Raw genomic sequence first — 26,412 nt, forward strand, 5'->3', positions numbered from 1 at the left:
CGGAACGTCCGCTAGGCCGATGTCTGCGGGCGTTCCATTCCGGACGGAGACTGGCGATGGATCTTCGTATCAAACGAGGATTGCACTTCTGCACAGTAGAAGGGCGAACGATCTTTCTGGACGAAGATACCAGCCGCTATTTTTGCATTCCGGAGGATTTGGATCACTCATTTCAGATGATGATCATGGCTGGCGAAAACTTTGGTGACAACAGTGCCGCCGACTTTATCGCCGATCTGATCACCCTTGAGATACTTCAAGTCGAATATCCAGGGACAAAAGGGCTAGAGAGACATTCTCCTGTCGTCGCTGAACCGACAGACGATCTCGGTCCCCGTTCAGTCCATCCCACTCCGGTAATCGAAATTATGGCGGCAGTCTTCGAGCGGCTACGATCGAAGCGGATCGCGGCCCACCGTGACATTGCTGACGTTCGTCGTCTCATTGAACAAGAGCGGTTGCAGTTCGCCCATCGACGTTCTGCCTCCATTCCGGCGACGCGCGTAGCAATTGTGGCAGCCTTCGAGGTCAGCGACTTTCTCTTTGGCCGGAATGACCGTTGCCTTCCACGAGCAATAGCATTGATCCGGCGGAGCTTACGCGGCGGCTACAACCCCTCTCTCGTAATTGGGGTAAGGGTCAACCCTTTCGCTGCTCATTGCTGGGTACAGCAAGGCTCAACCGTTATCGGTGATTCAATCGACGTCGCACGGATATACACTCCGATATGCACGCTGTGAGTGCGCCACGATTCCTGATCGATTGGTCTGTTCCTGACGGTAGTCGCATCGACGAAACAGCCAAACGCTTCAACCTCGACTTGTGCTTTGAAGCGTGCGGCGTGCGGGTGTTCGTATCTCCCGGATACGCGATCAGGATCAACGGCAACCGTGGCGTATTTTTGGGAACGCTCTTCGAGCGCAACGGTCCCCCGGAGCCCCTTGTCGAACTGGATGAAGACCAGCAGAATGTGGTCGCTGCGAAGGGGGCGCCTGCCGTTCTCACGAGCTATTGGGGCGCTTATTGCGCTCTCTTGCGCGAGGGGACAGGCTTCGCGCTAATGCGCGATCCGTCCGGCGGGCTGCCTGCTTACTATACCAGCACTCCCGGATCCTGTGTCATAGGGTCCGATCCCGAGATCATTGCCGAAACCGGATATTGGACACCGGCGGTATCGTGGGATGACCTCGCGGCACATATGTACGCACGAGGACTGCCAAAATCCGTTACGCCTCTTAGGGGGCTGTCCGAGTTGCTGCCTGGGACCGCCTGTTGCATTTGCGACTCGTCTATGAGAATTGAAGCGATATGGTCTCCGTGGGACCATGCGCAGCCAGAAACCGCGTCTGATATCTCGGGATCGTCCGAGATCCTTCGGCGTACGATCCAGAATGTCGTCTCGCCATGGTCCTCACGGTATCCCTCAATCCTGATCGGCGTTTCCGGCGGGCTGGACTCCTCCATCATCGCGGCCAGCATTTCTGCGCGACGTGCACGCGTAACGGGCGTTACCCTCGTTACCAACGATCCAGATGGGGATGAACGTCTATTTACGAGACTTCTCTCGGAAGGGATTGGCATCGAAATCCTTGATGTCCGATATGATCCGGCCGACATCGACCTAGGTATTTCGTGCGTTCGCCATCTGGCCCGTCCAATCGGGCGTAGCCACGCCTTAGCCTATGATCGCGCGATGCATCGCATAGCTCGCGAACGGGGCGTTGACGCCTTCTTTAGTGGGAATGGTGGTGACAATGTATTCTACTATACCCAGTCGGCGAATCCTATCGCGGACAGGCTCTTGGCGGATGGCCCGGGTATAGGCGTTCTCCATACTTGGCGCGATGTCTGCCGACTTACGGGCTGTACGCCCATCGAAGCGGCTGGTGCAACGATCGGATCGGTTCGGTCGAGAGGAAGAGGATATCAATGGTCATCCGATTCGCGCTTTCTCGATGCTGGTCTAGTGGTGGACCTTGCAAAAAATCGCGTGAGCCACCCATGGCTAGCCGATGATCGCGCTCGTCTGCCGGGTAAGGCTGCTCATATTGCTGCGCTGTTGAGAATTCAATCGGGCCTGGAGGGATACGACCGTCGACTTCCCCCCATGATCAACCCATTGATGAGCCAACCAGTTCTTGAAACCTGTCTTGCTGTCCCGACCTGGAAGTGGGTCGAAGGGGGCAGGGACAGAGCATTGGCGCGTTCGGCCTTCTCGCACATATTGCCTCAAGGCATCCTGGAAAGGCGCACTAAAGGCGGTCCCGACGGGTTCGCCAACCAGATCATCGCCATGCATCGAATCGAGATTCTCGATCGGCTGACCAGCGGCTATCTGGCGCGTCGGAAGATCATCGATTGCGATGAAATCGCCTCCGCCCTTTCCGACGACAAACCGACTATGGGAACGGATCAGGCCCGCCTATTGTCACTGGTTGATACGGAAGCATGGGTGGCTCACTGGAGCCATTGGCAATCCTCATCCTCGGTGTCCAACGGCGACGTCGGGATCCATTTCCGAAGCCATTCGACTTGACGCTTGGCACTATCGAGACGAAGCGCAGGCTCGAGTATCCGATGGCCGGTTCTCGGATAGATCGCAAGCTCAACCGGCGCAGAGCCACGGGAATTCCCGGTTCGGAAAAATTTCAAGCAATCTGTCGGACCTAGACTGCTTTCTCCGCATTCAAGAAGTACCGGAGTTTGCAGTCCGTCGATTGAACTGAGCGGTGATTGGGACAGCAGTCGAGCCCTTTCGCCAATGTCATAGGGGTTTCCATAACCCATGTTTGCGTCGGCTGCTCGCTGGTTCGGGCCGCCATATTCGAGCAATGCCCGGCTATAGAAGTCGACGACACCTTCCATAGACATGGCGGCTCGAAAAGCATGCACATTGCTGGCTGCATAGGCGGTCAGGATTCCGCCATAGCTGAAACCGGCGAGCGCCAATCTGGACTTTGGAATGCCGAACTGTTTCGTCACATAGTCCACTCCGCCCAGGACGTCCTCGAGCGGGCCTTCGACGTAATCCTTTCGATTACGGATGGCGGCTTCGAAATCACGACCATATCCCCCGCGGCCTCTCGTGTTGGGAACGAGGATAGAGAATCCACTCAACAGCGGGCCATATGGAAGAAACGGTGCGTCATCATTATAGCTATCTGGCGTCACCATGGCCGGTCCCCCCGGGACCGAGACGAGCAATGCTGATGCCGCTCGTTGGCGGTTGGGCCTGATGAGCACGCCATGTATGACATAATCATCGTCCTTGCTTTGCCAGGAGACCGCTTCAGCACGCCACGGGAGCCGTAGGCTGGACGAAAGCCCGGCCAATGCTGCTGGTGCCCAGCGATGCCTCTGTGTGGAGACGACCTCGCCAGGATTCTCAAAATTCTGCCGGGTCATGAATAATCGGCCCCGAATGCCGACCTTGATCCCGCCAAAGCAACTCAAAGGCTGTTGGCCGAGGAGTGTGCCGGTACCTCGATTGACATCGACTTCGAAAACCGGACATTCCATCTGACGCATCGCCACATAAGCAAGATGATCCGCATCGATCCAGTTGGGAAGATAGGGCGTGCCTGTGGTCTCATCGGGCTTTGATATGATCAGGCGATCGCGGCCATTGGTCCCTTGTACGACCAGTTGCAAGCCACTCGTGAGTGGATCTCGGCCATCGGCCGTCAGATAAGCGATCCTTCTACCATCGGGGGACCAGTGCGGGTCAAGGTTCGGCCCCGAATGCTCGACGTAGGTTTCGATATCCTGTGTACCGAGGTCCCACACATAGATGTTCGGCCCCATCGTGCCGGACGTTGCCGCGCTCGAATACTGCGCGCTGAAAGCGATCTTCCTGCCATCAGGTGACCAGGAAAACGCGGAGTCGATCCCGACGAGATCATAGCTAGCAGGTGCTTCCGCGATCGCCGTACCGCTGGAAGAATCCAGAATAACGAGGCGGTGCCGGACAGCATCCCGGCTTGCGCCATCCCAATCCGGTGGGGCTTGGTAGCCGCTACGCAACGGATAGCTCGACAATGTAACGAGCAGCACGGCCAGAGACTTACCGTCGGGAGACCAGAGGAAATCTGCTATCTTGGCGTCATCAACGCCAATTATATTGGGTGGTTCGCCTCGAAGGCCGAAGATGGTAATACCTCTATTTCCTACTACCGCCACGCGAGTACCGTCAGGACTGAACAGCGGGTTGGGCAACCGTAGGTCAGCTGCGTCGCTACTAGTCTGCAGTGTACTTATGAGCTTGCGCTCTACGCCTCCGTGCAAATCGACGATCCACAGTCCGTCCTTGAGGGAGTTGTCGGCAACATTCGCTGAGCGCTCGACATAAATCAATTGGTCGCCATCTGGCGAAAGGTCGAACTGCGGCCGTTCCATCCAAGAACCCGGTATGCGCGGGCGTTCTATGGCATAGGTGGCGAGCCGTTCGAAACAAGCCTTTTGAATAGGTTGAGAAGCGAAACTGGCATGCGGCGTGAGAAAAACTGTCGCGAGCAGCCACGCTGCTTTGTTATTCATGTTCACTACAGCCGCCTGCGCAGCGTCAATGAGATCTGCCGTCCAATTGCTGAGTAGTTGGATGAGTCATAAGGTGGCAGAGACAGATCTGAGTTTCGAATTCGAGCTGGCTTCTCGTTCAGCAAGTTAAGGACCGAGAGAATGATTTCAGTCCCAGCGAGGACGCCGCCGTCTCTTTCCGCTTTATACCTGAAGGTCGCATCAAGCGATGTAAACGATCCGACATTCACCTCGGGTAGCGTCCGCGTATCGTTGGTTCCGCCGATGTAATTTGCAAACAGCGAAGCATCGATGGACGGGCGGGAATATGTGAAGCCACCTTCCATGCGCCAATTTGGTGGATTGAATATGGTGCCGGCCAACTGGCTAAATGGCAAGCCTGTTGCAACCTGGCGATGGCTTTCAAGATAGGTCGCATTTGCCGAAATCTCGAATGTTTGCGATCCACCGACCGCGAACTTGTATTCGCCGGAGAGATCAACGCCCTTCGCATTTTGACGGGCCACATTCCGATCCGTCGCGTCGATAATCGCTGCGATGTTGGCCGCGTCAAACGCCGCACCGCTGAAATTCGAAAGCCCTTGGGGTAGACGGTCGATTTCCGCCTCAACAGCGGCTGCCGATGGTGTGCGGCTCACGAGAGCGGCATATATGGGATTGCTCAGAGCGGCAGTGGCGCCGACGATGGGAACCGCAACCCTGTCCTTGTACTTCACGTCGAAGTAGCTCGCCTGCAGGCGCAGGCCGGGAATTGCCCTGGGGTTCAACGAGACTGTTGCTGTCCAGGTCTCCGCTCTTTCCGGGCGAAGTGGCGTGCCGCCTCCCGCCAGCAGGAGAACAGGAAGGCCGCCAGGATTGTCCGAAAAGATTGAACCCGGCAGCAATACTCCCTGCCGTACCTGATTCTGCTGATAAAGAGTTGGCGCCTTGAATGAACGGCCCCAACTGCCCATCAAGTTTAGATCAGGTGATGGAGCATAGCGGAAGCCGAATTTGGGTGTAGTAACCGAACCAACCGCTTCATAATGTTCGAACCGACCCGCCGCAGTGAGGTCGAGGCGGTAGAGTAACGGCCTGCCGTTGCCGTTGCCGAAAATTGGAACTGTCAGTTCACCATATGCAAACTCGACGCCTCGCCTCGTATGAAACTGCTCGGTTACGTTCGTCGGGAGTCCGGGGGGAGTGTTGGATACCAAGACACCAAGCCCCAATGATCGGATGCCACCACCGGCGGCGAGTTTAATTTCTCCGCCCGGCAATTCGGCAAGACGGCCTTGAATGCCGGCCTCCAAACTTCGCATATCGTTGCTGTATATCAACCGGCCCGGCGTTTCGACCGAAGCAGAATATCGCCTTGAATGAAGATCCGCTTTGCTGTCGGCGATTGTTCCTGAAACGTTCAGCGACCAGACGGAGGTCAACTCCACCGTCAGGCTCGGGGAAACGGAGTAGGTGCGCACGATCGGGTTGGAGCGAAGCCCGTTCTCCGTAACCGACTCGGTGTTCAGGAACGGGTTATCATATTTGGAGTTGCGACGACTGAAGGTTCCGTCAATTTTAAACTCGATCCCTTCCGTAACTCGCTGATGGCCGGCCGCCACGATACTGATTTGCCTGACGCTCGGAACCAGCGTGGCGCTCGGATCCATCGAAGAGGTGTAGCTGCGTTCGCCTGCGTTGATGCGACGAAAGGATGTATAGTCCACTGCAAGCATGAAACCGCCATCGGACCAGGTTGCTCCTGTCACTGCGGAAACTTGCGCCTGTTTGCCGCCGCCATCGGTAGTCGTTGCGAGTCGAGCGGAAATCTCAGCGCCGCGAAACTCAGGACGCAAAAGGATGTTGGCGACGCCACCGACTGCATCGGAGCCGTAGAGCGCAGACGCGCCATCGGCGACCACCTCCACGCGATCGACCGCGGCCAAAGGAATGGCAGAGATATCCACCCCTTGAGCCAGCGCGTCATAAGCGAGGCGATGACCGTTGAGCAGCGTCAGCGTCGCGTCTGGACCGAGTCCCCGAAGATTGAGTGTAGAGGAGGAACTCACATTGTTGTTGTTACCCTGGGCGCCGCCCCCGGCAACGGTCGGATTCTGACCGCCGCTGAAATTCTGTGGTAGAAGCCTGATGTAACTGCCGAGATCGGAGACGCCTTGCTTCTCAATTTCGTCTCTCGTGCTGACTGTAACTGGAGAAGTCGCAGGGGCGCCCTTAATCCGTGACCCCGTAACCACAATGTCGTTCCGATCCGCCGGGTGATCCGCTAGGTCACCCGGCGTCTCCGATCGCCCCCGGATGATGATCACATCCTTCCGAAACCGCGCCACGAGGTCTGAGCCCTTCAGCAGCGCCCGAACGGCCTCGTCGGCGCTGAAATCCCCGTGCAGCGCCGGCGCGGTCCGCCCGAGCACGGCCTGAGAGGTGAAGATGATCTCCTTGCCCGATTGGCGGCTCACCGTCTTGAGGGCTTCACCCAGATCACCGGCCTCGATCCTATACTCAACGCGGCGCTGCTCCTGCCCATAAACGGGGGCGACCGGCACAAGCGTGCCGATCGCAACCGCAGCGAGGAGGGCATGACGAAACCGAAACCGAGACTGCATTCGAACCATTCTTGCCCCCTTTGAAAATCCCGACAATCTGGCGGGAGTTTTCAGAGAGCATCGCCACAAAACTGCAATCTACGGGGCAGGCGTGTAAAAAATCTTCAACTATCGCTTTCGAAGAGTGATTTCCTCCGATCTGGTTCGTTCGACATCCAGATCGAACAACACCGCCAGGCGGTCGGCGACCTGCTCGGCGTCGTCCACCCGGAACCGTCCGCTGACCCTCAGCGCGCCGATGGAGGGATCCGCGAGCCTGATCGACGTCGCCGAATCCCGATTGGCTTCGGCAATGACGGCGGACAATGGCGTGCGCTCATATTCACGGATCAAAGGCTGTTGCGGCGCGAGCCCGCCTGGCTCCATCGCGGTCCTGTCCACAGGCTTAGACAGCGATATCGGCGTTACCGCCGCAAAGCTCAGGACCTCGCCCGGTTCGAGCCGAGCTACTGCGGCTGTGTCATGGTCGCCCCTGGCGGCCTCCGGCCTTTCGACGTCTACCGCCCCTCGAAGCAGGCGAACCGTAACGCGCTTGTCCTTGCCAAGAATCACATCGAACACGGTTCCGCGCGCGGTGACACGTCCGCCGCCGGCAAGCACGATGAAGGGGCGGCTCTCGTGGGCTACCTCAAATCGTGCCCGGCCGCGTTCGAGCCTCAGCTCGCGTCTGGTCCCGCCGAAATTCGTCGACAACTCGCTGCCCTCGTCAAGCTCGACTACGGACCCATCGATAAGGCGATGACTGCGCCTGCCGCCCACAATGGTGTCATACCGCGCCTGTTCGACAGGAGGACGTTCGTGCAACCGCGCCACTTGCGGGGATCCGTCTGCCAGGCCGCGAAGCTGCGGACTTGCGAACCAGCTACCGGTGCCGACAACCAGCAGAAGACTGGCGGCGATCGCCGCCCATCTCCAGGAGCGGCCCGTTGGCTCGTTGTCGTTCGCCTCGTCCTCTATCCTTTCCCGCTCGGACGCTAAAAACCGCCCCAACGCGAAGATTTCGCCCGCCCGCTCATAGGCGTCGCGGTGAGATGCTCCGAGCGTGAGCCAATATTCGAATTGAGGACGATAACTTTCGGCATCAGGCCCGCGCATTCGCGCGAACCAGAGCGACGCCTCGCGCATCAACTGATCCATTCGGGGCAACCCTTCCGGCATATCCTTGTCAGCCATTGGCATTCCCGATGTTTTTGTCGATTCGAACAAGGGCCTCCGCCACATGCCACTCCACGGTTCGAATGCTGATGTTCAGCTTTTCCGCTATCTGCCTGTATCCAAGCTCTTCAGCGCGATGTAACAAGTATACCTCTTTCGTTCTGGGCGGAAGGCTGTCGACAGCCAGACGATATTGCTTGCGCATATCGTTCAATTCCACCGTGGTATCGGGACCGGAAACTTCGTGGCGAGCCGCAAAGACCACCGGATCCAAAGATTTAGCCTTGGCCCAGGCACGTACGCGATCCGCCAGCAGGTGCCGCAGGATCCCGTGCAGGTAGGCGCCCGGATTGCTCCATGCGTAGACCGATTGCGATGCTGCCAGCCGCGCGAAAGCCTCCTGTACGAGATCGTCGCGATCCTCTTCGAGCCATATTCGCCGTCGCAGGAAAGACAGCAACTTTGGTGCTTCCGAGCGGTACACGGCCTCGAACTGGAGCTCGTCATAGACAGCGGCCGCGCGCGCGGCGCCTGCCTCGTTCTCTTGCGCCCCATACATAGGGTCAGGCGCACCGAACGGGATCGAAAGGCGCCGACGCGCCGGGGCAGAATTGAATCGAAGACAGCATGACAGGACCACCCAAAGGTGGCGGGCGATGTCGTCCAATAACTGCGCTCAACCCTCGTGGATGAGCCCATCATCATGCCTGGAAGGATTATCCTGCAGCCGGCTCCCAGCCAATTCCCGCGCTGCACCATGAGTCTGCCTTGCTTTGGTGCCAGTTGCAAGCGTCGAACAAACCCATGGGCATTGCTGCGATGCGACAAGAGCTTCATCATCTCTGCTGCCGATTATCCGGCAGCAACTCCGCCGCCAGATTCACCATTCGGTCGAAGAAGCGATCGAGCAATGCCGCGGCGTCGCCGTTCAATTCGACGAGGATCCTGCGGCCATCGGAAGGATCTCGGTGCAGCCTCACGAAGCCGCGCGCGGCAAGTCGGTGAACGATCCGCTGCGAGTTTCTCTCCGATGCGCTCGAAGCTCCCGTAAGAGATGTCAGTGAGCGAGGTTGAACGCTTTTGCAGCTATAGAGGTCAAGCAAGATCTCGAAGGCAGGGATTGTGAAAAGCTCCTTGCCGAACTCATCTGCACGCAGCCGCTGAACCTGCTCCGTAAGCCCGATCATGCGACAGCGGCTCACCGTGGTTGTTATGCTCCGGCCCTCAATCATCGCGCCTCTCCCTGTTTGCAGCAACGTTTGCGGCCCGGGAGGGGAGGGTTCAATCTGGTGCGTGTGGACATAAATTGCTCCTTTCACGCGACAGAAGAAACTTCATATGGCTTCTGATCTTCTTGTAACATTCTGCGTAAAAATGACGCGCAGAGGAAATCCATCCATTTTGCATGAGATTATGTCTCATAATAATAATCATTTCTGCTTCCAATAGTTACACGTCATCCCTCGACGGGCGTCAACAGAGCGGCAGGTCTGGTGTCGTTGCGGTCGAGCCTTGTGGGCGGTTCTTCTCTGCGTGATTTACGTCATTCGATCAGATGACGAATGCTGTTGCTGGCTCTGCGCGCATACCATCAGTTATCACGCCGAGATCGGCCTTTCAGCAGCCACAACGGAGGCGGCCGGAGTGCTTCACCACCCGGTTGTCGACATTCTACGGTCTTGCGGCCAGCCGGTTTTCAGCCCCGCCTCCATCGGCCATGGCGCACGCTGCACGGTCACGCCCCTTGACGGGAGGGGAGTGGGGGAACCTTCGGTTGGGTGATCTTCGGATCGCTGGGTCCAACGCCCGCCTTCTTGCCGTCATTCGCGCCGCGACGCGCTGATCGAAGCTCCAGCAAGGTCTCGAAGGGCGGGCATTATCCAGGAGAGCGCTCATGGCGCGTACTGCAACCAAACATAACCCGGAACTCGAGGCGATCGGTTCCGATATCGTCAAGCGCCTCGGGGGCGTCTGGAAGCCAGGCGGCGGCATGTGCTGCTGTCCTGCTCATTCCGATCGCAGTCCAAGTCTCTCCGTTCGTGTCGGTGATCATGCCCTCCTCTTCAAATGCTTCGCTGGGTGCGACACACGCGACGTCATCAACGAGATTCTGCGCCTCGAGGAAAACGCCCTCCATCATGTCGACAAGGCGTCTGCGACATCGGCAAAAATGCCGACCGACCTGTGGCGGCGGCAGCAGGCCATGCGCATATGGGATGAGGCGCGGCCGCTTGCCGGTACGCCCGGCGAGATATATCTGCGCCGCCGGCGGATCGCCTTGCTCCCGCGCGCGCTCCGCTTTCATCCACGAACACCCCTCGGTCAGGGCGGCGCGGTCGACTTCAGGCCGGCGATGATCGCCGCGCTTCACGATGGCGGTCTTCATGATGAAGGCCGCTTCATAGCGATCCAGCGGACATTCTTCGATCGGGAGGATGCCAGGCGCGCCCGCGATCTCGTCGACCCGCGCATGACGCTCGGCCGCCCCGATCACGCCGCCGTCATGCTCGGCGCCGCGACCTCCGTCCTGGGCCTCGCCGAGGGTGTCGAGACCGCGCTTTCCGCGATGATCCTGTTCGGCGTGCCGGTCTGGGCCACGCTGGGAAGCGAGCGGCTTCACCAGATCGCTATCCCCGATCGGGTGGAGCGTCTGATCCTGTTCCCCGACAACGACATCGCCGGCGAGATCGGCGTGGCACACGCGCTCGAGGCCTATGAGGCGTGCGGCCGCGACATCGCCGTCGAATTCCCGCCGCATGGCTTCAAGGACTGGAACGACGTGCTGCGGGCGGGAGGGGAGGGAGTGGGGGAGTGGTGGCGGCAAGTGGCCTGATGGTCAGGCTGACCCCGCCAGGAGACTATCTACATGACCCAACTTCCCATCCTCATCCCCGCGGCGAACCTCGCCAAGTCGCCGAGCAACGTCCGCACCGTCAGCGACGCGATCGCCGACGCCCAGCTCGAGGCGAACATCGCCGTCAAGGGCGTGCGCCAGAACCTCATCGGCGTGCCGGTCTCGCGCAAGAAGGGGCATTACCGGATCATCGCTGGCGGCCGCCGCCTCGATGCCGTCCATCGCCTCATCGAGAAGGGCGTGTTCGAACCCGACTATCAACTGGCAGTTCTCGTGCTTGGCAATGCCAAGGACGCGATCGAGACGAGTCTCGAGGAGAATTTCTTCAATCTCACGATGAACCCGGCCGACACCTGCCGTGCCTTCCAGGATATCATCGAGAACGAAGGAAAGACGCCTGAGGACGTCGCCAAGCGGTTCGGGCTCACCGAACGCTTCGTTCGCAGCCGGCTCCGTCTCGCCGATCTCGCCGATCCCATCTTCGAAGCGCTGCGCAACGGCGAGATCACCCTCAACGTGGCCGTCGCCTATGCCAGCAACAGCGATCGCACCCGGCAGGCTGAGGTCTTCGAACTGCTCAAGGACGGTTATTACCGGGCCAATGTCAACGAGATCAAACGCCAGCTTGTCGAGGACACCTATGTCGGCAGCGATCCCAAGGCGCTGCTGGTCGGCCGCGACGCCTATATCGAGGCCGGCGGCCGGGTCGACCTTGATCTGTTCTCCGACTCGACGACCGAACGTTGGATCGATGGCGATCTCCTTAACCGCCTCGTAGCCGACAAGCTCGCGGTCGCCGCGGAAGCCCTGCGCGAGCGCGAGGGCCTGGCGGAAGTCCGGGTCATTCCCGCGACCCATGTCAGCTATAACGACACCTGGGATCTGCGCCCGCTCAAGGGTGACACGCCCGACCTTACGGCGGAGCAGCAGGCGCGTCTCGAGGAAATCGAGGCGGAGATCGAGGCCGCCAACGAAGCCTGGGAAGACGCTGACGAGGACGGCCAGGCCGAGCAGGCCAATCGCGTCGAGATGCTCGAGGCCGAGTATCGCTCGATCGAGACGCCCGCGCCGGTCTTGACCGATGAACAGAAGGCATCCGCTCTCGCCTATGTCGTGATCGGCCATGACGGCGAGCCCCGCCTCCACGAGCAGCTCTATGTGGCTCCGGTCGAGGAGCCCGAAGAGGAGGACGTCGACATCGAAGCGGGCGGTGAGGACGAGAATGAGGAAGTTGCCGCCGTCCCGGGCAAGGCGGCCTACAGCCAGCGTCTGTCCCAGGAACTGGCCGAGATGAAAAGCGAATTGCTGCGCGTCCACATCGCCAGCGATCCGCGCTTCGCCCTTGATCTCGGAACCTTCTGGATGGTCGACAAGGCGACCCGTCACTATGGCGGCGAAGACCTTGCGACCGAACTGAAGGCCGACAAGCCCTGGTCCGCGCTCACCGGCTTCCAGAGCGGTACGGTTGCCGCCGAGGAATGGAGCAAGATCGACGAAGCGCTCGACCGCAGCTGGACCGAGGCGGGTGACGCCTGTCAGCGATATGACGCCTTCTGCGATCTTCCCGACGAAGCCCGGGCCGCCTGGCTCGCCTGGGCGATCGCCCGCACGCTCCATGCCGTCACCGCCGGCCGCAAGGGCGAAGCGCTCATCGACCATCTCGGCACCAAGCTCGACATCGATGTCGCGGCCTGGTGGCGGCCGACCGCGAACAACTATTTCGATCGCCTGAGCAGCAAGGCCGCAATCCTCGCCCATCTCGAGGAGATTGGCGGCAAGGAGTTGTCGAGCCGTTATGGCGCTTCGAAAAAGCATGACCTCGCGACTTCGGCCGAGAAGATCTTCGCCGGGTCCGTCCCGATCGAAGCGGAACTTCGTGATGCCGCTACCGCATGGGTGCCGGACGTCATGCGCTACGGCCAGCCGACGACCGCGGTCGATGTTGTGCCCGCGAACGACCAGGATAACCTCGTTACCGGGGACGATCTGCCACAGGCCGCCTGATCGCTGACAATGCCTCCGGGGCCGTGGCAATGCGCCGCGGCCCTGGTTCTTTTTCGCGATCTCATTGCGTAATCGCATTTCCAGAGAGCCAGCTAATGGCCGATATCACCCAGCTTCCCATCATGCGGGCAACCGATGCCGAAGCCACCGGGTTCGCGCGTTTGAACGATGTTGCAACCTTGCCGGTCGACATCCCCAACGGCAATTTCACGACAAGCGCACACACCAAGGTGGACGCCGGATCACCTTATTCTTCGTCGATATCCAGTTTGACGACATTATCTGGACGGTCTGCGCCGATCGCGAGTTTGTAGCATGGTGGGCGATGGACGCCCACGGTGGGCTGTAATCAGGCTAGCCGTGGCGCTGACACAGGGGCTGGCGAAGGCCATCTGGACAAGGCCGCATGACCCAGATCAGCGAGGAGATGCGCTGATCGTGCCCCATCCCGATTCGGGCGTGATCACGCCGGGGAATCGGGCGAGGCCGCGTAGCGAGACACTACTGCCCTACAGACATCCACCAAACAGGACTGCGGCGTGAGCCAGCGTCACCTCCGCACGCTTTCCATTGCATCTTTCGAAGCCCCGCCGCATCTGATTTATGGCAATGGTATCTACCAGGACGGCAGTCAGGAAGCCTCATGAACATCGCCAAGATCTTCTGGACCGGACGCTCCCAGGCCGTGCGATTGCCCAAGGACTTCAGGTTCGACACGGATCAGGTTCGCATCCGCCGCGAAGGCGATGCCGTCATCCTCGAACCCATTTCTTCCGACTGGTCATGGCTAAAGGCGTTGGTCGGACCGGTCGACAAGGATTTCGAGAAGGCCGTGAACGCGGCACAGACCTTCGAGACACGCGATTCCATGGATAGCTGACGATGATGTTCTCGCTCGATGCGAATAGCATCATCGGCCTGCTCAAAGACCACAAGCAACTCTGGCAGCGGCTCGAACGGCACAGCACGCTCGATCGCGTAGTATCGTCGGTCGTCATGCACGAACTGTATTTCTGAGCCAGCAACAGCGCTCGTGTTCAGGAAAATCTCGATCGCATCGCGTCCCTGCGGTTCGAGGTGATTGAGTTCGACCGCGAGGACGCCCGCGTATCGGGCGAAGTCCGCGCTGCTCCCGCCGACTTTGGAACGCCGATCGGCCCGCTCGATACCCTGATCGCCGGACAGGCGCTGGCACGCGGTTTCACCGTGGTCACGCGCGACAGCCGCGAGTTCTCGCGTGTGACGGGCCTTGGTCATCAAAACTGGGAGGAATGAGCGTTTCGCCCAAAGCCTGCGCGGCAGACAAAGCAGGGTAGAGCGACGCAGTCCTGGGCACGTAGATAAGGCAATCCCGATTGGGAAGGAGGAGGCACGGGAGCGCGCCCCAGGAGGGTGAAGTCAGGACCGGCCCCGGCTCCCTGTCATGCTCGCCAGCATCACGTGCACGTTTCACATCGGTTCGCACGCGGATTGCTTCCAGACTGTCAGGATACATGGCGATGGTTCCTCCATCCCCAACGCGAATGGCGGAACATCACCCACGTTCGACATGCTCACCATCGGCCTCGGCGGCCGCCATGCCTATGACAGCCGAAAGCACGCGGCCGACGAAAAGCCGTCGATCGCCGTGATCCTTCTCGGGACACCATAGCGCTTGGACGGCGTCACAACTCACCCTCATCGCACGCGAAAGGGCCTGGCACCACGCCACGGCCCTTTCTTCGTGGCGCCTCTTCGCCGGGAGGGAAGGGGGTGGAGAGCGGCGGGCCGCGAAGGTCCTGATCCACAACCTGGAGTTCCAGCCATGTCACATCCACTTCTCGCGCTCGTGCACCCTGACGAGCCCGAAGCAACCAAGCCCGCGCGCCTGCTTTGTGTAGCGACCCGGCTCGCCGAACTGTTCGCTCAAGGCCAATCGGTTCACCGCCAGGTCCTCAAGCGTCTCATGGAAGAGGCCTTCTCCAGCTCCGACACAAGCGGGGCCTGGTCCATGCGCGATGCCTATGATGCCCTCGAAGCCGCGCAGGTCCTGCTTTTGAAGTCGCAAATCAACCCGACCGGCCTTGCATCGCCCGGGGATGATGCGTTCGCATCGCTTCGCAGCTTTGAGCGCGCGCTCCCGACCCAATCCTATCGCAGCGAACATCAGGTCGAAATGCAGCAGTTCAGCACGACGATCTCGCTCTCGTGGCTGGTTGCACTGGCGGCCCATATGGATCGCGATGACCATGTCCTTGAGCCTTCGGCAGGCACCGGAATGCTGGCCGTCCACGCGCTGCGTGCGGGCGCCAGTCTGACACTCAACGAGCGTGACCCTGCCCGGGCGGCGCTGCTCCGCAAATTGTTCGAACGGCCCGTCACTACCCACGACGCCGAGTTCATCAACGATCTGCTTCCCGCAGGCCAGACTCCGAGCGTCATTCTGATCAACCCGCCTTTCAGTCGAAGCGAAGGCCGGGGCAAGGATCGCTTTGCCGGCGCGCGCCATCTGCGCTCGACCCTTCTGCGCCTGACGGCAGGTGGACGCTGCGTCGCGATCATGCCGCCGAGCTTTGCCGTCGATGGAACCGCCGCGACGGGCTATGCGATGGTCTGCGAGACGGTGATGCCGCGCGTCGAGATCACCATCCTCGGAAATCCCTATGCCAAGCATGGCACCAGCATCGCGGTTCGCCTCCTGGTCTTCGACAAGGGCTGGACGGGCGTCACCGAGCGCCACACTGCTCAGTCGATAGAGGCGGCCGAGGCAATCGTGCGCGCGCTTCCTACCCGTCTCCGCGCGCCCGAACCGCAGCCGCCCGCGCCCGCAGTGGTTCCGCTGCGGCCCCGTAAGCCGACGATGTCGACGCCGTCCACGATCTTCGGCGGCCTCCAGAAGCGCGTGCTGGCGACGCCCGACAGGATCGCGGCCGACGGCAGTGCAAGGCCGCTGGTCTACGCGGTGCGTGAGACGCCGCTTCCGGCAGGCGATCCGGTCGGCCACTATGCACCGTGGCGCCCAGCGCGCATCGAGATTGCCGGTGCGCGGCCCCATCCCGATCAGCTGGTCGAATCGGTTGCCATGGCATCGGTCCTCCCGCCGGCGCCCTCTTATCAGCCGATGCTCCAGACCCATGCCCTGGCCGCGCTGTCCGACGCCCAGCTTGAAACCATCATCCACGCGGGCGAAGCCTGCGAGCGCAATCTCAAGGGCATATTCGCGCCGAACCAGGCTGGCGATCAACTGCGCGAGGATCCCGAAGGTGTCGTCTACCGCACCGGCTTCTTCATCGCGGACGGCACAGGGGTCGGCAAGGGCCGGGAAGGCGCCGGGATCATCCTCGACCAATGGAACCGTGGTCGCCGCCGCGCCGTGTGGATTTCCCGCAGTTCAGCGCTGATCGAAGACGCAAGACGCGACTGGAGTGCGCTCGGCGGCGTACCCATCGATATCCAGCCGCTCGACGCCTTCCCGCTGGGCGAACCGGTCAGCATGGACAGCGGCATCCTCTTCATGACCTATGCGACCCTGCGGTCGCAGCGCCACGATCGCGCGTCGCGATTGCAGCAGCTGCTCGACTGGGCGGGTGCCGATTTCGAGGGCGTCATCCTGCTCGATGAATCCCATGCACTCGGCAATGCCGCCGGCACCGAAACGGAGTTCGGGGCAGCCAAAGGATCCGAGCAGGGGCTTGCCGGCGTCCGCCTCCAGAACGCCCTGCCGCGCGCGCGCGTGATCTATGTCTCGGCGACAGGCGCCACCAAGCCGGAAAATCTGAGCTACGCGGCGCGGCTCGGTCTCTGGGGGCCGGGCACGGCCTTCCAGAACCGCGACGCCTTTCTCGCCGCGATGGACGAGGGCGGCATCGCCGCTATGGAAATCGTGGCGCGCGACACCAAGGCCATGGGCCTCTATACGGCGCGCGCGCTCAGTTTCGCCGGTGTCGAATATGACCCGCTCGAACACAGGCTGACCCCTGCCCAGATCGAGATTTACGACACCTATGCCGATGCCTGGGCCGTCATTCATCGCGGCGTCGCCGCAGCGCTCGAGGCCGCCAATATCGTCGATCCCGCGTCCGGCCGCACCCTCAATGCGATGGCCAAGGGATCTGCGCTCAGCCGGTTCGAGAGCTCCAAACAGCGTTTCTGGTCTGCCTTGCTGATCTCGATGAAGATGCCGACGGTTTTCGAAGCAATCGAGGCGGAGGTCGCTGCCGGAAACGTCGCCGTGGTGCAACTGGTCAGCACCTCCGAAGCGATTCTCGATCGCCGCCTGGCCGAACTCTCCCCCCAGGAGCGCGCGCATCTCGATCTGGAGCTTTCTCCTCGCGCGACCATGATCGATTACCTCAAGAACGCATTCCCCACACAGCAGATGCGGGTATTCTCGACCAGCGACGGTTCCCTGCGTTCCGAACCGATGCGCGATGAGGCCGGCAATATGGTCCAGTGCACCGAAGCCATTGCCCGGCGCGACGCGCTGATCGAGGAGCTATGCGCGATGCCGCCGGTTCCAGCCGCGCTCGATGCGCTGATCGCCCATTTCGGAACCGCAAGGGTCGCCGAAGTTACCGGGCGCTCGAGACGGGTCGTGATCGGCAGCGACGGCTGCCAGAAACTCGAGCGGCGGGGCGGTCGCGCCAATCTTGCCGAAACGCAGGCTTTCATGGACGGACAGAAACCGATTCTGGTTTTTTCGGACGCAGGCGGCACCGGACGGTCCTATCATGCCGACCTTGCCTGCCGGACCGCCGACAAGCGCCGCATCCACTTTCTGCTTGAGCCGGGCTGGCGGGCCGATGTCGCGATCCAGGGCCTGGGGCGCACGCATCGTACCAACCAGAGCGTGCCGCCTGTCTTCCGTCCGGTGATCACCGATTGCAAAGGGGAGCGGCGGTTCATCTCCACCATCGCCCGCCGTCTCGACAGCCTCGGCGCCCTGACCCGCGGTCAGCGCCAGACCGGTGGTCAGAACCTGTTCGACCCTGCCGACAATCTGGAAAGCGACTACGCGCGTGAGGCCCTCACCCAATGGTATCATCTGCTCCATGGCAACAAGCTGTCGAGCGTCAACCTGGCCGACTTCCAGACTATGACCGGGCTGAAACTCACAGAGGAAGATGGCACATTGCTCGACAAGCTGCCGCCGATCCAGCGGTGGCTGAACCGCATCCTTGCCCTGCGCATTGCCACGCAGAACGCGATATTCGATGAGTATATGGGCCTCATCCAGGCACGCGTCGACGCCGCCCGGGAAGCGGGAACACTCGACGTCGGCGTCGAGACGATCCGTGCCGAGCGGGTGATCGTCCGGTCCGAGCAGACGTTGCGCGCCGATCCGGTGACAGGCGCAGAGACGAAACTGTTTCGCCTCGAACTCCATTTGCGGCCGCGCGTCATGCACTGGAAGCGCCTCATGCAGATCTGGGAAGGCACCAGCGAGATCGCTTTTCTCTATAACAGCCGTTCGAAACGTGTCGCGCTCAAGGTTCCGTCCTGGTCGATCACCGACGAGGAAGGCCGAATCGTGTCGATGTGCCAGCTCGTTCGCCCGACCGGCGCGACGCGCATACAGGAGATTGCGATGTGGGCCAGTCTCTGGAAAGACATTGATCGCGACGAATTCCAGAAGCTCTGGGAAGCGGAGGCGCGCGACGCGGATGCGAAGGTTGACATCGAGCTTGTCAATGTCGCGACCGGCCTGCTCCTCCCGGTCTGGCACCGCCTTCCGCAGGACGATGTCCGCGTCTGGCGAATTGATGACGGCGAGGGCACTTCGATCCTGGGACGCCTGATCCCGGCGGAAGCCATGACCGACCTGCAAGCGGCGTTCGGTCTTGACGGTACAGTCGAACTGACCGCCGCCGAATTCATCGCCGCCGCCCAGAAGGGATCGGGCATCGCCTTGCCAGGTCTGGGTGGCGCCACGCTCATGACCGCTCTGGTCAACGGTTCGCGACGCCTCGAGCTTCGCAACTATCGGCCCGAAGATCGCGAGCGGTTAAAGGCGCATGGCATGTTCAGCGAGGTCATCCAGTACAAGACCCGCCTGTTCATTCCACTGGACAGATCGAACGAGGTCATCACGGCAATCCTCTCAATGACCCGGATTTGATCCCACGAGCAGGCCGATCCATTGACAAAGCGCCTTGCGGTCCGGGCCCCTGGTGGCCCCGGACCGCTTCGATCACTGCGCTACAGCCGGGATTTCAGGCGCAGTCTCGGATGGAGCTGCCGCCTCGCCGGCCACCTTGCGTACCCGGCTGCGCTTCGGCTTCGGGGCTGCATCCGCGTTTGAGGCAGGAGTTTTGGCCGCCCCGTCCTTTGCCTTGCGCCTCGGCCTTTTCGCCGCGGGCTTCGGTTCGGCCTCGACAGCCTTTACGCGTCCCCGCCGTGCAGGTGCCGACGTTGCCTGCGTCGCTTCGGCTGCGGCGGTCTCTGGCGCCTCGACTGCCGGGGGCGCAGCCGCCGCTTCGGCCACCGGCGCAGGAGCGCTTTTGCGTTTGCCGCCGAGCCCCAGCTTGCGCGCAACTTCGCGGCGAGCCGCCGAATAGCTTGGCGCGACCATAGGATAGTCGGCCGGCAGATCGTAGCGTGAACGATATTCAGCAGGCGTCAGGCCATGCGTCGAGAGATGCCGCTTGAGTGCTTTGTAAGGCTTGCCGTCGATCAGACTCACTATCTGGTCAGGCGAGGCCAGACTTTCCTCAACGGATACTGCTGCCTTATAGTCACGCGGGGCCGGCGGTGTTTCCGCTACTCCGTCATCGGCGGGTTTGACTGATATACCCTCTCCGACCGGTGCGTCGCCCAGCAAGGCCCGCCTTGTCCCCTCGACGAGCGACGGCAACTCACCGCTCGGGACGGTATTGTTCGCGAAATAGGCGCTGAGCAACGTCACGGTCAAAGACATGACGCCTGCATTGTCGGTCTCGGCCATGCAATTTCCTTCTTCTGGCTGGAACTAGCGGTCTTGAACCACGCGCGCTTGCGCAACCGTAAACAAACTCGTGCCTGTAATTTTCGCACAAGTCAAAAGGGAGGGGAGGAGGGCGGTCATGGGTGGCGTGGCGATTGGGACACGCAGCAACTCATGGAGAATATGCCGATGGCTGATCACTTCGTTCAGGGCGCATTCGCGTTTGCCTGCTCTACCGATGAAGCCGCGCTGATCGAAGAAGCGTGGCAGCTCGCGGCCGATCTTATCGCCGATGTGACGCCCGCTCCGGTCAGCAAAGAGTTGCTCGCCGCATTTCCGCCCGTGCTCGAAGGCGACCCGTTGAGCGGGTTCCGGGCGATATTCGACGACACCAGTTTTCCTGACTTCGGTGCCGATTTGACCGTCAAGAACTCGATTGATGATCCCATGACCTGCACGGTCAGCATCTTCAGCAGCACCGACTTTCAGCCCTGGTCCATCGCCGGACTGATCCATCGCTGCTGCAACGCATCGCTGTCGAGGGCACCGATCGGCTTCGACTGGAGCTTCACCTCTACAAGAGCCCGTCCCGATAGTTTCGGTGGTGGATGGTGCGCGATCTTTGCGAACCGGATCGAAATCGAAACCACCAGGGAAGCGCTCGCCATTGCGCTCGATGGAGATATTTCCCTGAACCGCCGGGACATCTGGGCGAACGATCCCGCGCATCCGGTCGAAGACTGGAAGACCGAAGTGGCCAACGACGATACGCGGCTCGGCTATCTCGACTGGGCCGACGCCCGCGTCGAAATGCTGGCGGTGATCGAAGAGTCCCCTTCCGCGCCCGCCAGATCCGCCTGACGCGACGCTCGCATCCTGACGCGCGGCTGCATGCTGGCGGAAGACCATTCCTTTTCGCAGGCTCCCCGGGACCGACCGACGCTGCAGCCCGTGCCCACCACGACCCCAAGATGAAGGAGAAGATCATGACCGACGTTGCAACGCCGGGCGCGCCGGCGCGCCTGTATAGCCAGACCCCGTTCGACGAGCGGGGCAACTTCCACTATCAGGGCGACCTCTACAGGGCGGGCGACAATCTCACGACGCTCGCCACGCGCATCGATGGCCATCTCAAGGCCAAATTCCGCGATACGCGCTTCGCCATCAAGACGGAGAAGTTCGCCCGCGGCCGCAAGATCACGGCCGAGATTCTCGATACACCCGCCGACCTGACTTCGCGCGACGCGCAGAACGCCTTCTTCACGGAAGTACGCGACCAGATGGAGCGGTTCAGCTTCACACGGTCCAACCTGCTGCAGGACTTTCACACCTGCGCCTTCTACTGCGAGGCGCGGATCGGGCAGGCCTATTGGGCAGCGTTGGCGGCGCGACAAGGCGCGAAAAATCAGGTCGAACCAAAGCTCTCGCTCGCCGCCTTCAAGAAGCAGGTCCGCCCTGGCGACAGCCTCAAGCTGATTGACGCGCCGGCCGGGCACCGTTCGCTCGGGACAACCAGGCTCGTCACCAAGGTTCGATCCGGCGACATGATCCTCGAGGGGCGCTCTTATCTCACCTTTCCGCGTGCCTCCGCTTTCGCCTGCGACGGCAAGCTCGTGCGGATCGCGATCGGCTCGGAATATGAACCGGATGCGCATCTGCTTTACGAATGGCAAAAGGCGGCCTGAGCGATGGCCTTCATCGTCAAGGGGCCTGCCGCCTGCAGCAAGCCTGGTTGCGGTCTGTCGTGGGACGTAGATCCGGTCTTGCTCGTGCCATGTCCGGACTGCCGCGCGCCGATCGGCGTCGGATGCCGCCGTCCGAGCGGGCATAGCGGCCCATTTGTCGAACTCCATGCCTCGCGCGACCTCCTGGCCGATCGCGAGGGCAAGTATGGCCCCTGCCCTCTGGGACTATGCGGCGTCGCAAACCGCGATCGCCAGTCATGCCTGCCATTGTTCGACTGAACCTGCTGTCGTCTCTCCGCCGGTGATCGTCATCCACCTTTCCCATAAGCTCCGGAGCGAACCATGTCCGAGACATTTTTCCATCAGATGGCCGACAGCGAAGGATGGTCCGAGACGACCCAGATCGATCTCCTCCTGCGCTACATCAGCGCACAACAAGACGAGACAGGTTTCGCGGACTTCCTCGCCCAATATTGCGAGGCGGACTCCCAAGACGTCGGTCACGAAGCGGAACGCTTCACGCGGGAGGTTGCCGAGCATCTCGACAATCAGGATCTTGCCGTTGATCCCGCCTTCGAGTCATTCTGCGGCAACGCCTTCGATATGCTGACGTCCCGCCAGACCGCCGAACGCTGGCGTCGCACGTCCGCAAAATAGCGAGCCTCGCCATGACTGTCGAAATCATGGTCGGGCTTCCCCACCTCAACCCTGGCCCGATCCTCCAGCGGGCGATCGACATGCACGTGCCGGCATTGATCTCCGCCAACGCCCTGTCACGCTGGAGCCGGAGCAAGGGGTGGCCCGACTGGCGGGGCTGGAACCTCGCCGCGCTGGACCATGCCCGCGAGCTGGCAAGCCTCTCGCTCGATTCCGCGGGGTTCGTCGCCATGGCCCGTTACGGCGGATATCCCTGGCGCACCACCGATTATCTTGTACTGGCGGCCAGCTATCCGTTCCGCTGGTTCGCCAGTATGGATTATTGCGTCGAGCCCGAGATCGCCCGTGATCGCGAAGAGGTGCTCGACCGGATTTCACGCACCATCCGCGCCAACTTCGACTGCCGCTCCGGAGCGCGCGATCTTGGTATCGAGCACCGGCTGATGCCGGTCATCCAGGGGCGCCGCCCGGAGGACTATGAGCGCTGCCTCGATGGCCTCCTGCTCGACTATTCCCGAACGCCGCTGATCGGCGTCGGATCATTGTGCCGCCGGGAGGTCTCGGGCCCTGAGGGGCTGATCGCGGTCCTCGACCATCTCGATCGCATCCTGCCGAGGGACGTGAGGCTCCACGGTTTTGGTGTGAAAGGTACTGCGCTTTCACATCTGAAGGGACTTGAGTATCGCCTCGCCTCGACAGACAGCCAGGCCTATGGCCAGACAGCCAGGCACGATGCGCTCGTTCGCGGCGTCCCGAAGACCGATCGCCTGGTGGCGCAGCACATGCAGGCATGGACGTGCCGTCAGTTCGCGCGCCTCGGTTCGCCACGGCAAGTCCGCCAGCCGGAACTTCCCCTCGCCCGGGCCGACCCGCATCCCACCGACCCCTGGGAGCGGGCGATCGCGCAGGCTCGCGCCGAAATCCGCGTGCTGGTCGAGGACGGCGATATTGGCCACGAGGACGTGACAGCATTGTGGGTCGAGCAATGGGCGGCCGATATTTATCGCGATGGCCGTGCCGCCTGACCGATGGGCACAGCGCTCCGATCGGGAGGAGGGAAGGGGGTGGGGAAAGGATGGCCGGTCCGAGGCGGACCGGACCTTTCCATCAAGGAGATTTCCCCATGGCTACCCTTGCCCAGCCCATCGACACGCCCCCGGTTTCCGGCGCTTTCAAGGTCGATATCTCCCGCGGTCGCAACATCTCGCGCGTGTCGTCGGAGTGGTATTCCCGCCCCGATGACGAAAAATATCTGTCGCTCGACGACCTCTATGAGAGCGTCCGTCGCCGCGCGGATCGTGCCCGCACCCGCATCGTCGAAAGCCGGGACGTCCGTGTCGAGGCGAGCATGGACAATGCCGAACGGCTCAGCCTGATCGTGCCCGGCGAAGGCGAGCCGATCGCGCCCACCAACTGGTCGTTCGGTCAGCTCTCCAGCCTGGTCGGCGCGCCGGCCTCCTATCTGCGGGGCCTGCCCGCGGCGCTCGCCGGCATCAACCTTCAGCACGGCCTGCTCAGCCACCGCGGCGAACAGGTCAAGCTCCTCAAGACCCATGAAGGCCGTGCCGAGCTACGCGCGGTCACCGGTCCCGACTATGGCCGGATATGGGACCATGAGTTGGTCGCCGCCGTCATGAAGTTTGCCGGCAATGGTGTTTCCGATACGCGCTGGAAGGTCCCCGGCGTGCTCGACTGGCGGTCGATGCGCTACAATCCTTATGTCGACGTCACCCGCGAAACGACCACGCTCTACGCTTCCGATCGCGATGTCTTCCTGTTCCTGGTCGACGACACCCACCCGATCGAAGCGGGCAAATTGCCCAATGGCGACCCCGATCTCTTTTTCCGCGGCTTTTACTGCTGGAACTCGGAAGTCGGATCCAAGTCGTTGGGAATAGCGACTTTTTATCTTCGTGCCGTGTGCATGAATCGCAACCTTTGGGGCGTCGAAAATTTCGAGGAAATCTCGATCCGGCACTCCAAATTCGCCGCTAACCGTTTCGCGCACGAAGCCGCACCCGCTCTCGAAAATTTCGCTGACTCCTCGGCGATGAGCTTCATCGACGGCATCAAGACCGCGCGCGGGCGAATTGTGGCACGAACCGACGAGGACCGCGAGAGCTTCCTGCGCAAGACCGGCTTCTCGAAGACCGACACTGCAAAGATCATCCAGTCGGTGATCGCCGAGGAAGGCCACCCGCCCGCCAGCCTGTTCGACTTCGTCCAGGGTATCACCGCCCACGCTCGCGCGAAGTCCAACCAGGACACGAGGCTCGAAATCGAAGGCAAGGCGCGCAAGCTCTTCGCCAAAGCGCATTGAGGAGCGTGCCATGCCGAGTTTTACGATCGAAAGCACCTATCGCCTGCCGGTCTTCAGGCACCGGACCTATGAAGCGGCAACGATCGACGACGCTTGTCGCCTTGCCATCAACGACGGCGACTGGACCGGGCAGAAGGAGGATTATGAAAGCTCCGGTCCAACCTATCTGACCGGCATCTGGCCCGGGGCTGATACCGCCTATATGGCCACGGCCTGTTCGGTGCCTGCGGGCTTTGGCGAGGGCGAAAGGCAGACCCAGCCTGACAGGCCGGGGGATGGCACCGTCAACCAGGCGGTGGGGCCCGCGTCCGCATCACCGGTCATGCCGCGTTGCCGGCATTGCGGAAGCGCCGACATATGCCGCGATGCGAATGCGGTCTGGGACGAGGTCGCACAAGCCTGGTCGCTGCTCGCGACCTATGACAGCCAGACCTGCGAACGCTGCGGCGCGGATAGCAACAATCTCGCTCTGTGGGTTCCCGTGGTCGAGCCCGGCACGGCTGCGGCATTCCGCTGGGAGGTGATCCAGGTGCTGGAAGACGCCTCGCTTGCCGGCAACGCAGACTTCCAGCGCTTCTGCGACGACCGTCATGGCCAGCAACCCGCCAGCGAAGCCGCAGCCTGCTGGCTGACGCCGTCGCCCAGCTGAAGCGCCGCGACACGCCCACTCCCGTCACCACCCACCGCTCCTCCAACGGCGGCTTCGACCCAGGTCGGAGCCGCCCCTTTTGTTTCGAAAGGATCCGATCATGCATGCTTCATCCCATATCGACCTGCGCACCTTCACCGTCGACGTCGAATTCTCCAGCGGCGGCGAGCCCTATGCGACCGAAAGCTATACCGTAGAGGCAGCCGACTGGTATCGTGCCCACCGGGACGCGCTCGAAATGTCGGTCTCAAGTCCCTACGACAATGTCCGCATCCCCAATCTTACCAGGCGTGCCACCATGCGTGCCGCCAAGGATTGAGCGTCGTTGAACATGGGCTTCAAGTAAACGAAGGTCATCGCGCCTGGTTCAAGGATGTCCCCGTAGAAACCGTCGATATCCACGGTGCGACGACCCGCCTTTCCCGGCTGGTCGAGCGCGCGGCACGGGGCGAGGCCTTCAGTATCGCCAAGGGCGGGAAGCCTATGGTCAAAGTGGTCCCGGTCGATACAGCCGAACGTCCCGCGCCCCGTCGGCTCGGCTTCCTCGCCGGCACGTTCACGATCCCCGATGATTTCGACGCCCTCACACGCGCCGAAATCGAAGCCGGCTTTTCCGACATGAAATAAGACTGCTCTTTCGACACGGATCTGTTGTCTTGGGCAACATCTGTTGTCGTGGCAGCCTCCACATCGGCGCGCCCTTCATCCAACGCGCGGTCGCTCATTGCAGACGAAAACAGCGAACTCCTGTTCAGTGCCGCGAGCATTTGGGAGGTCGCCACCAAGGCCGCGTTGGGAAAGCCAGGCATCACCGCCGATCCACGTCTCTATAGGCGGGGCCTCGCCGACAATGGCTATGTCCATCTGCCGATAACGGGCGAACATGCGGTTGCGCTCGACCGGGTGCCCAATCGTCCATCTCGGCGCGCGGCGAGCCGAGCCTTCCATCCCATCGTCCATCGCAGCGCTCCCGCCGGCGACGTGGCGAGACCGCCGCTTCCCATCCAGGCCGCCTGACACAGCGTCGGCCAGGGGGGGAGGGAAGGGG

Annotated in this window: 25 protein-coding genes and 2 pseudogenes; 21 read left to right on the forward strand and 6 right to left on the reverse strand. The window is 61.5% G+C overall.

Annotated features, from left to right (window positions below; all coding sequences use genetic code 11):
* Positions 1–56: 56 nt before the first annotated feature.
* Together RLDS_RS55170 and RLDS_RS55175 are read left to right on the forward strand one after the other, a co-directional pair.
* Positions 57–740: a lasso peptide biosynthesis B2 protein gene (locus RLDS_RS55170; RefSeq protein ID WP_161626718.1), complete on the forward strand. Its 684-nt coding sequence runs from the start codon at positions 57–59 to the stop codon at positions 738–740.
* Positions 728–2,536 (forward strand): asparagine synthase-related protein, encoded by a 1,809-nt coding sequence (locus RLDS_RS55175; RefSeq protein WP_084514706.1) that lies wholly within the window; start codon positions 728–730, stop codon positions 2,534–2,536. The genes RLDS_RS55170 and RLDS_RS55175 overlap by 13 nt, the downstream gene beginning before the upstream one ends.
* Here RLDS_RS55175 and RLDS_RS35275 read toward each other — a convergent pair.
* The 5 genes from RLDS_RS35275 to RLDS_RS35295 all read right to left on the reverse strand — a co-directional run bounded on the left by RLDS_RS35275 (position 2,458) and on the right by RLDS_RS35295 (position 9,481).
* Entirely contained in the window at positions 2,458–4,536 is a 2,079-nt protein-coding gene (locus RLDS_RS35275; protein WP_236616816.1) for a prolyl oligopeptidase family serine peptidase, read from the reverse strand. The two genes, RLDS_RS55175 and RLDS_RS35275, sit on opposite strands and share 79 nt — an antisense overlap.
* Before the next feature lie 5 nt (positions 4,537–4,541).
* A complete protein-coding gene (locus RLDS_RS35280; RefSeq protein WP_084514709.1) occupies positions 4,542–7,148 on the reverse strand; it encodes a TonB-dependent receptor in 2,607 nt (868 codons plus the stop codon).
* Positions 7,149–7,247: 99 nt separating this feature from the next.
* Positions 7,248–8,312, reverse strand: coding sequence for a FecR family protein (locus RLDS_RS35285; protein ID WP_031297680.1), 1,065 nt, complete (start codon positions 8,310–8,312; stop codon positions 7,248–7,250).
* Positions 8,305–8,961 carry an RNA polymerase sigma factor gene (locus tag RLDS_RS35290; protein ID WP_236616811.1) on the reverse strand — a complete coding sequence of 219 codons (657 nt, stop codon included), beginning with the start codon at positions 8,959–8,961 and terminating at the stop codon, positions 8,305–8,307. Before RLDS_RS35290 ends, RLDS_RS35285 begins: the two co-directional genes overlap by 8 nt.
* Positions 8,962–9,130: 169 nt before the next feature.
* Positions 9,131–9,481 (reverse strand): helix-turn-helix domain-containing protein, encoded by a 351-nt coding sequence (locus tag RLDS_RS35295; RefSeq protein ID WP_236616812.1) that lies wholly within the window; start codon positions 9,479–9,481, stop codon positions 9,131–9,133.
* A gap of 1,016 nt (positions 9,482–10,497) precedes the next feature.
* Between RLDS_RS35295 and RLDS_RS57465 the strand changes: the two are divergent.
* From RLDS_RS57465 to RLDS_RS35330, 9 genes and pseudogenes are all read left to right on the forward strand, one after another.
* Positions 10,498–10,740 (forward strand): annotated as a pseudogene (locus RLDS_RS57465) (DUF7146 domain-containing protein); the annotation flags it as partial.
* A 24-nt stretch (positions 10,741–10,764) separates the two neighbouring features.
* Positions 10,765–11,127, forward strand: coding sequence for a toprim domain-containing protein (locus RLDS_RS56900; RefSeq protein ID WP_236616814.1), 363 nt, complete (start codon positions 10,765–10,767; stop codon positions 11,125–11,127).
* A gap of 33 nt (positions 11,128–11,160) precedes the next feature.
* Complete coding sequence (locus RLDS_RS35305; RefSeq protein WP_021225165.1) at positions 11,161–13,152, forward strand: ParB/RepB/Spo0J family partition protein; 1,992 nt, start codon at positions 11,161–11,163, stop codon at positions 13,150–13,152.
* Positions 13,153–13,247: 95 nt separating this feature from the next.
* Complete coding sequence (locus tag RLDS_RS56465) at positions 13,248–13,466, forward strand: hypothetical protein (protein ID WP_021225166.1); 219 nt, start codon at positions 13,248–13,250, stop codon at positions 13,464–13,466.
* Between the two features lie 329 nt (positions 13,467–13,795).
* A complete protein-coding gene (locus tag RLDS_RS35315; protein WP_021225167.1) occupies positions 13,796–14,032 on the forward strand; it encodes an antitoxin in 237 nt (78 codons plus the stop codon).
* Positions 14,033–14,034: 2 nt separating this feature from the next.
* Positions 14,035–14,169: a PIN domain-containing protein gene (locus tag RLDS_RS57185; RefSeq protein ID WP_021225168.1), complete on the forward strand. Its 135-nt coding sequence runs from the start codon at positions 14,035–14,037 to the stop codon at positions 14,167–14,169.
* A gap of 30 nt (positions 14,170–14,199) precedes the next feature.
* Positions 14,200–14,427: pseudogene (locus tag RLDS_RS56650) on the forward strand (PIN domain-containing protein); the annotation flags it as partial.
* 148 nt (positions 14,428–14,575) lie between these two features.
* Entirely contained in the window at positions 14,576–14,803 is a 228-nt protein-coding gene (locus RLDS_RS56470) for a hypothetical protein (RefSeq protein ID WP_021225170.1), read from the forward strand.
* 153 nt (positions 14,804–14,956) lie between these two features.
* On the forward strand, positions 14,957–19,249 hold the full coding sequence (locus RLDS_RS35330; protein WP_021225171.1) for a strawberry notch-like NTP hydrolase domain-containing protein: 4,293 nt from the start codon (positions 14,957–14,959) through the stop codon (positions 19,247–19,249).
* 72 nt (positions 19,250–19,321) lie between these two features.
* On the opposite strand, the gene RLDS_RS35335 is transcribed toward RLDS_RS35330, so the two are convergent.
* Positions 19,322–20,074 (reverse strand): MucR family transcriptional regulator, encoded by a 753-nt coding sequence (locus tag RLDS_RS35335; protein ID WP_021225172.1) that lies wholly within the window; start codon positions 20,072–20,074, stop codon positions 19,322–19,324.
* A gap of 168 nt (positions 20,075–20,242) precedes the next feature.
* Here RLDS_RS35335 and RLDS_RS35340 point away from each other — a divergent pair, with 168 nt between their 5' ends.
* From RLDS_RS35340 to RLDS_RS0127875, 10 genes are all read left to right on the forward strand, one after another.
* Positions 20,243–20,914: a hypothetical protein gene (locus tag RLDS_RS35340; protein ID WP_021225173.1), complete on the forward strand. Its 672-nt coding sequence runs from the start codon at positions 20,243–20,245 to the stop codon at positions 20,912–20,914.
* Positions 20,915–21,039: 125 nt separating this feature from the next.
* Positions 21,040–21,738 carry a hypothetical protein gene (locus RLDS_RS35345; RefSeq protein WP_021225174.1) on the forward strand — a complete coding sequence of 233 codons (699 nt, stop codon included), beginning with the start codon at positions 21,040–21,042 and terminating at the stop codon, positions 21,736–21,738.
* Between the two features lie 3 nt (positions 21,739–21,741).
* Positions 21,742–22,017 (forward strand): zinc finger domain-containing protein, encoded by a 276-nt coding sequence (locus RLDS_RS57470; protein ID WP_021225175.1) that lies wholly within the window; start codon positions 21,742–21,744, stop codon positions 22,015–22,017.
* A gap of 63 nt (positions 22,018–22,080) precedes the next feature.
* Positions 22,081–22,395, forward strand: coding sequence for a hypothetical protein (locus RLDS_RS35355; protein ID WP_021225176.1), 315 nt, complete (start codon positions 22,081–22,083; stop codon positions 22,393–22,395).
* A gap of 11 nt (positions 22,396–22,406) precedes the next feature.
* Complete coding sequence (locus RLDS_RS35360) at positions 22,407–23,420, forward strand: deazapurine DNA modification protein DpdA family protein (RefSeq protein WP_021225177.1); 1,014 nt, start codon at positions 22,407–22,409, stop codon at positions 23,418–23,420.
* A 98-nt stretch (positions 23,421–23,518) separates the two neighbouring features.
* Positions 23,519–24,715: a hypothetical protein gene (locus RLDS_RS35365; protein WP_021225178.1), complete on the forward strand. Its 1,197-nt coding sequence runs from the start codon at positions 23,519–23,521 to the stop codon at positions 24,713–24,715.
* Positions 24,716–24,725: 10 nt separating this feature from the next.
* Entirely contained in the window at positions 24,726–25,364 is a 639-nt protein-coding gene (locus RLDS_RS56655; RefSeq protein ID WP_021225179.1) for a hypothetical protein, read from the forward strand.
* Positions 25,365–25,464: 100 nt separating this feature from the next.
* A complete protein-coding gene (locus RLDS_RS35370; RefSeq protein ID WP_021225180.1) occupies positions 25,465–25,683 on the forward strand; it encodes a hypothetical protein in 219 nt (72 codons plus the stop codon).
* Positions 25,680–25,991, forward strand: coding sequence for a type II toxin-antitoxin system Phd/YefM family antitoxin (locus RLDS_RS0127870; protein WP_021225181.1), 312 nt, complete (start codon positions 25,680–25,682; stop codon positions 25,989–25,991). Before RLDS_RS35370 ends, RLDS_RS0127870 begins: the two co-directional genes overlap by 4 nt.
* A 48-nt stretch (positions 25,992–26,039) precedes the next feature.
* Positions 26,040–26,381, forward strand: a complete 342-nt coding sequence (locus RLDS_RS0127875) for a PIN domain-containing protein (RefSeq protein ID WP_021225182.1) — start codon at positions 26,040–26,042, stop codon at positions 26,379–26,381.
* Positions 26,382–26,412 lie beyond the last annotated feature (31 nt).

This window comes from Sphingobium lactosutens DS20 (assembly GCF_000445105.1).
Taxonomy (GTDB): domain Bacteria; phylum Pseudomonadota; class Alphaproteobacteria; order Sphingomonadales; family Sphingomonadaceae; genus Sphingobium; species Sphingobium lactosutens.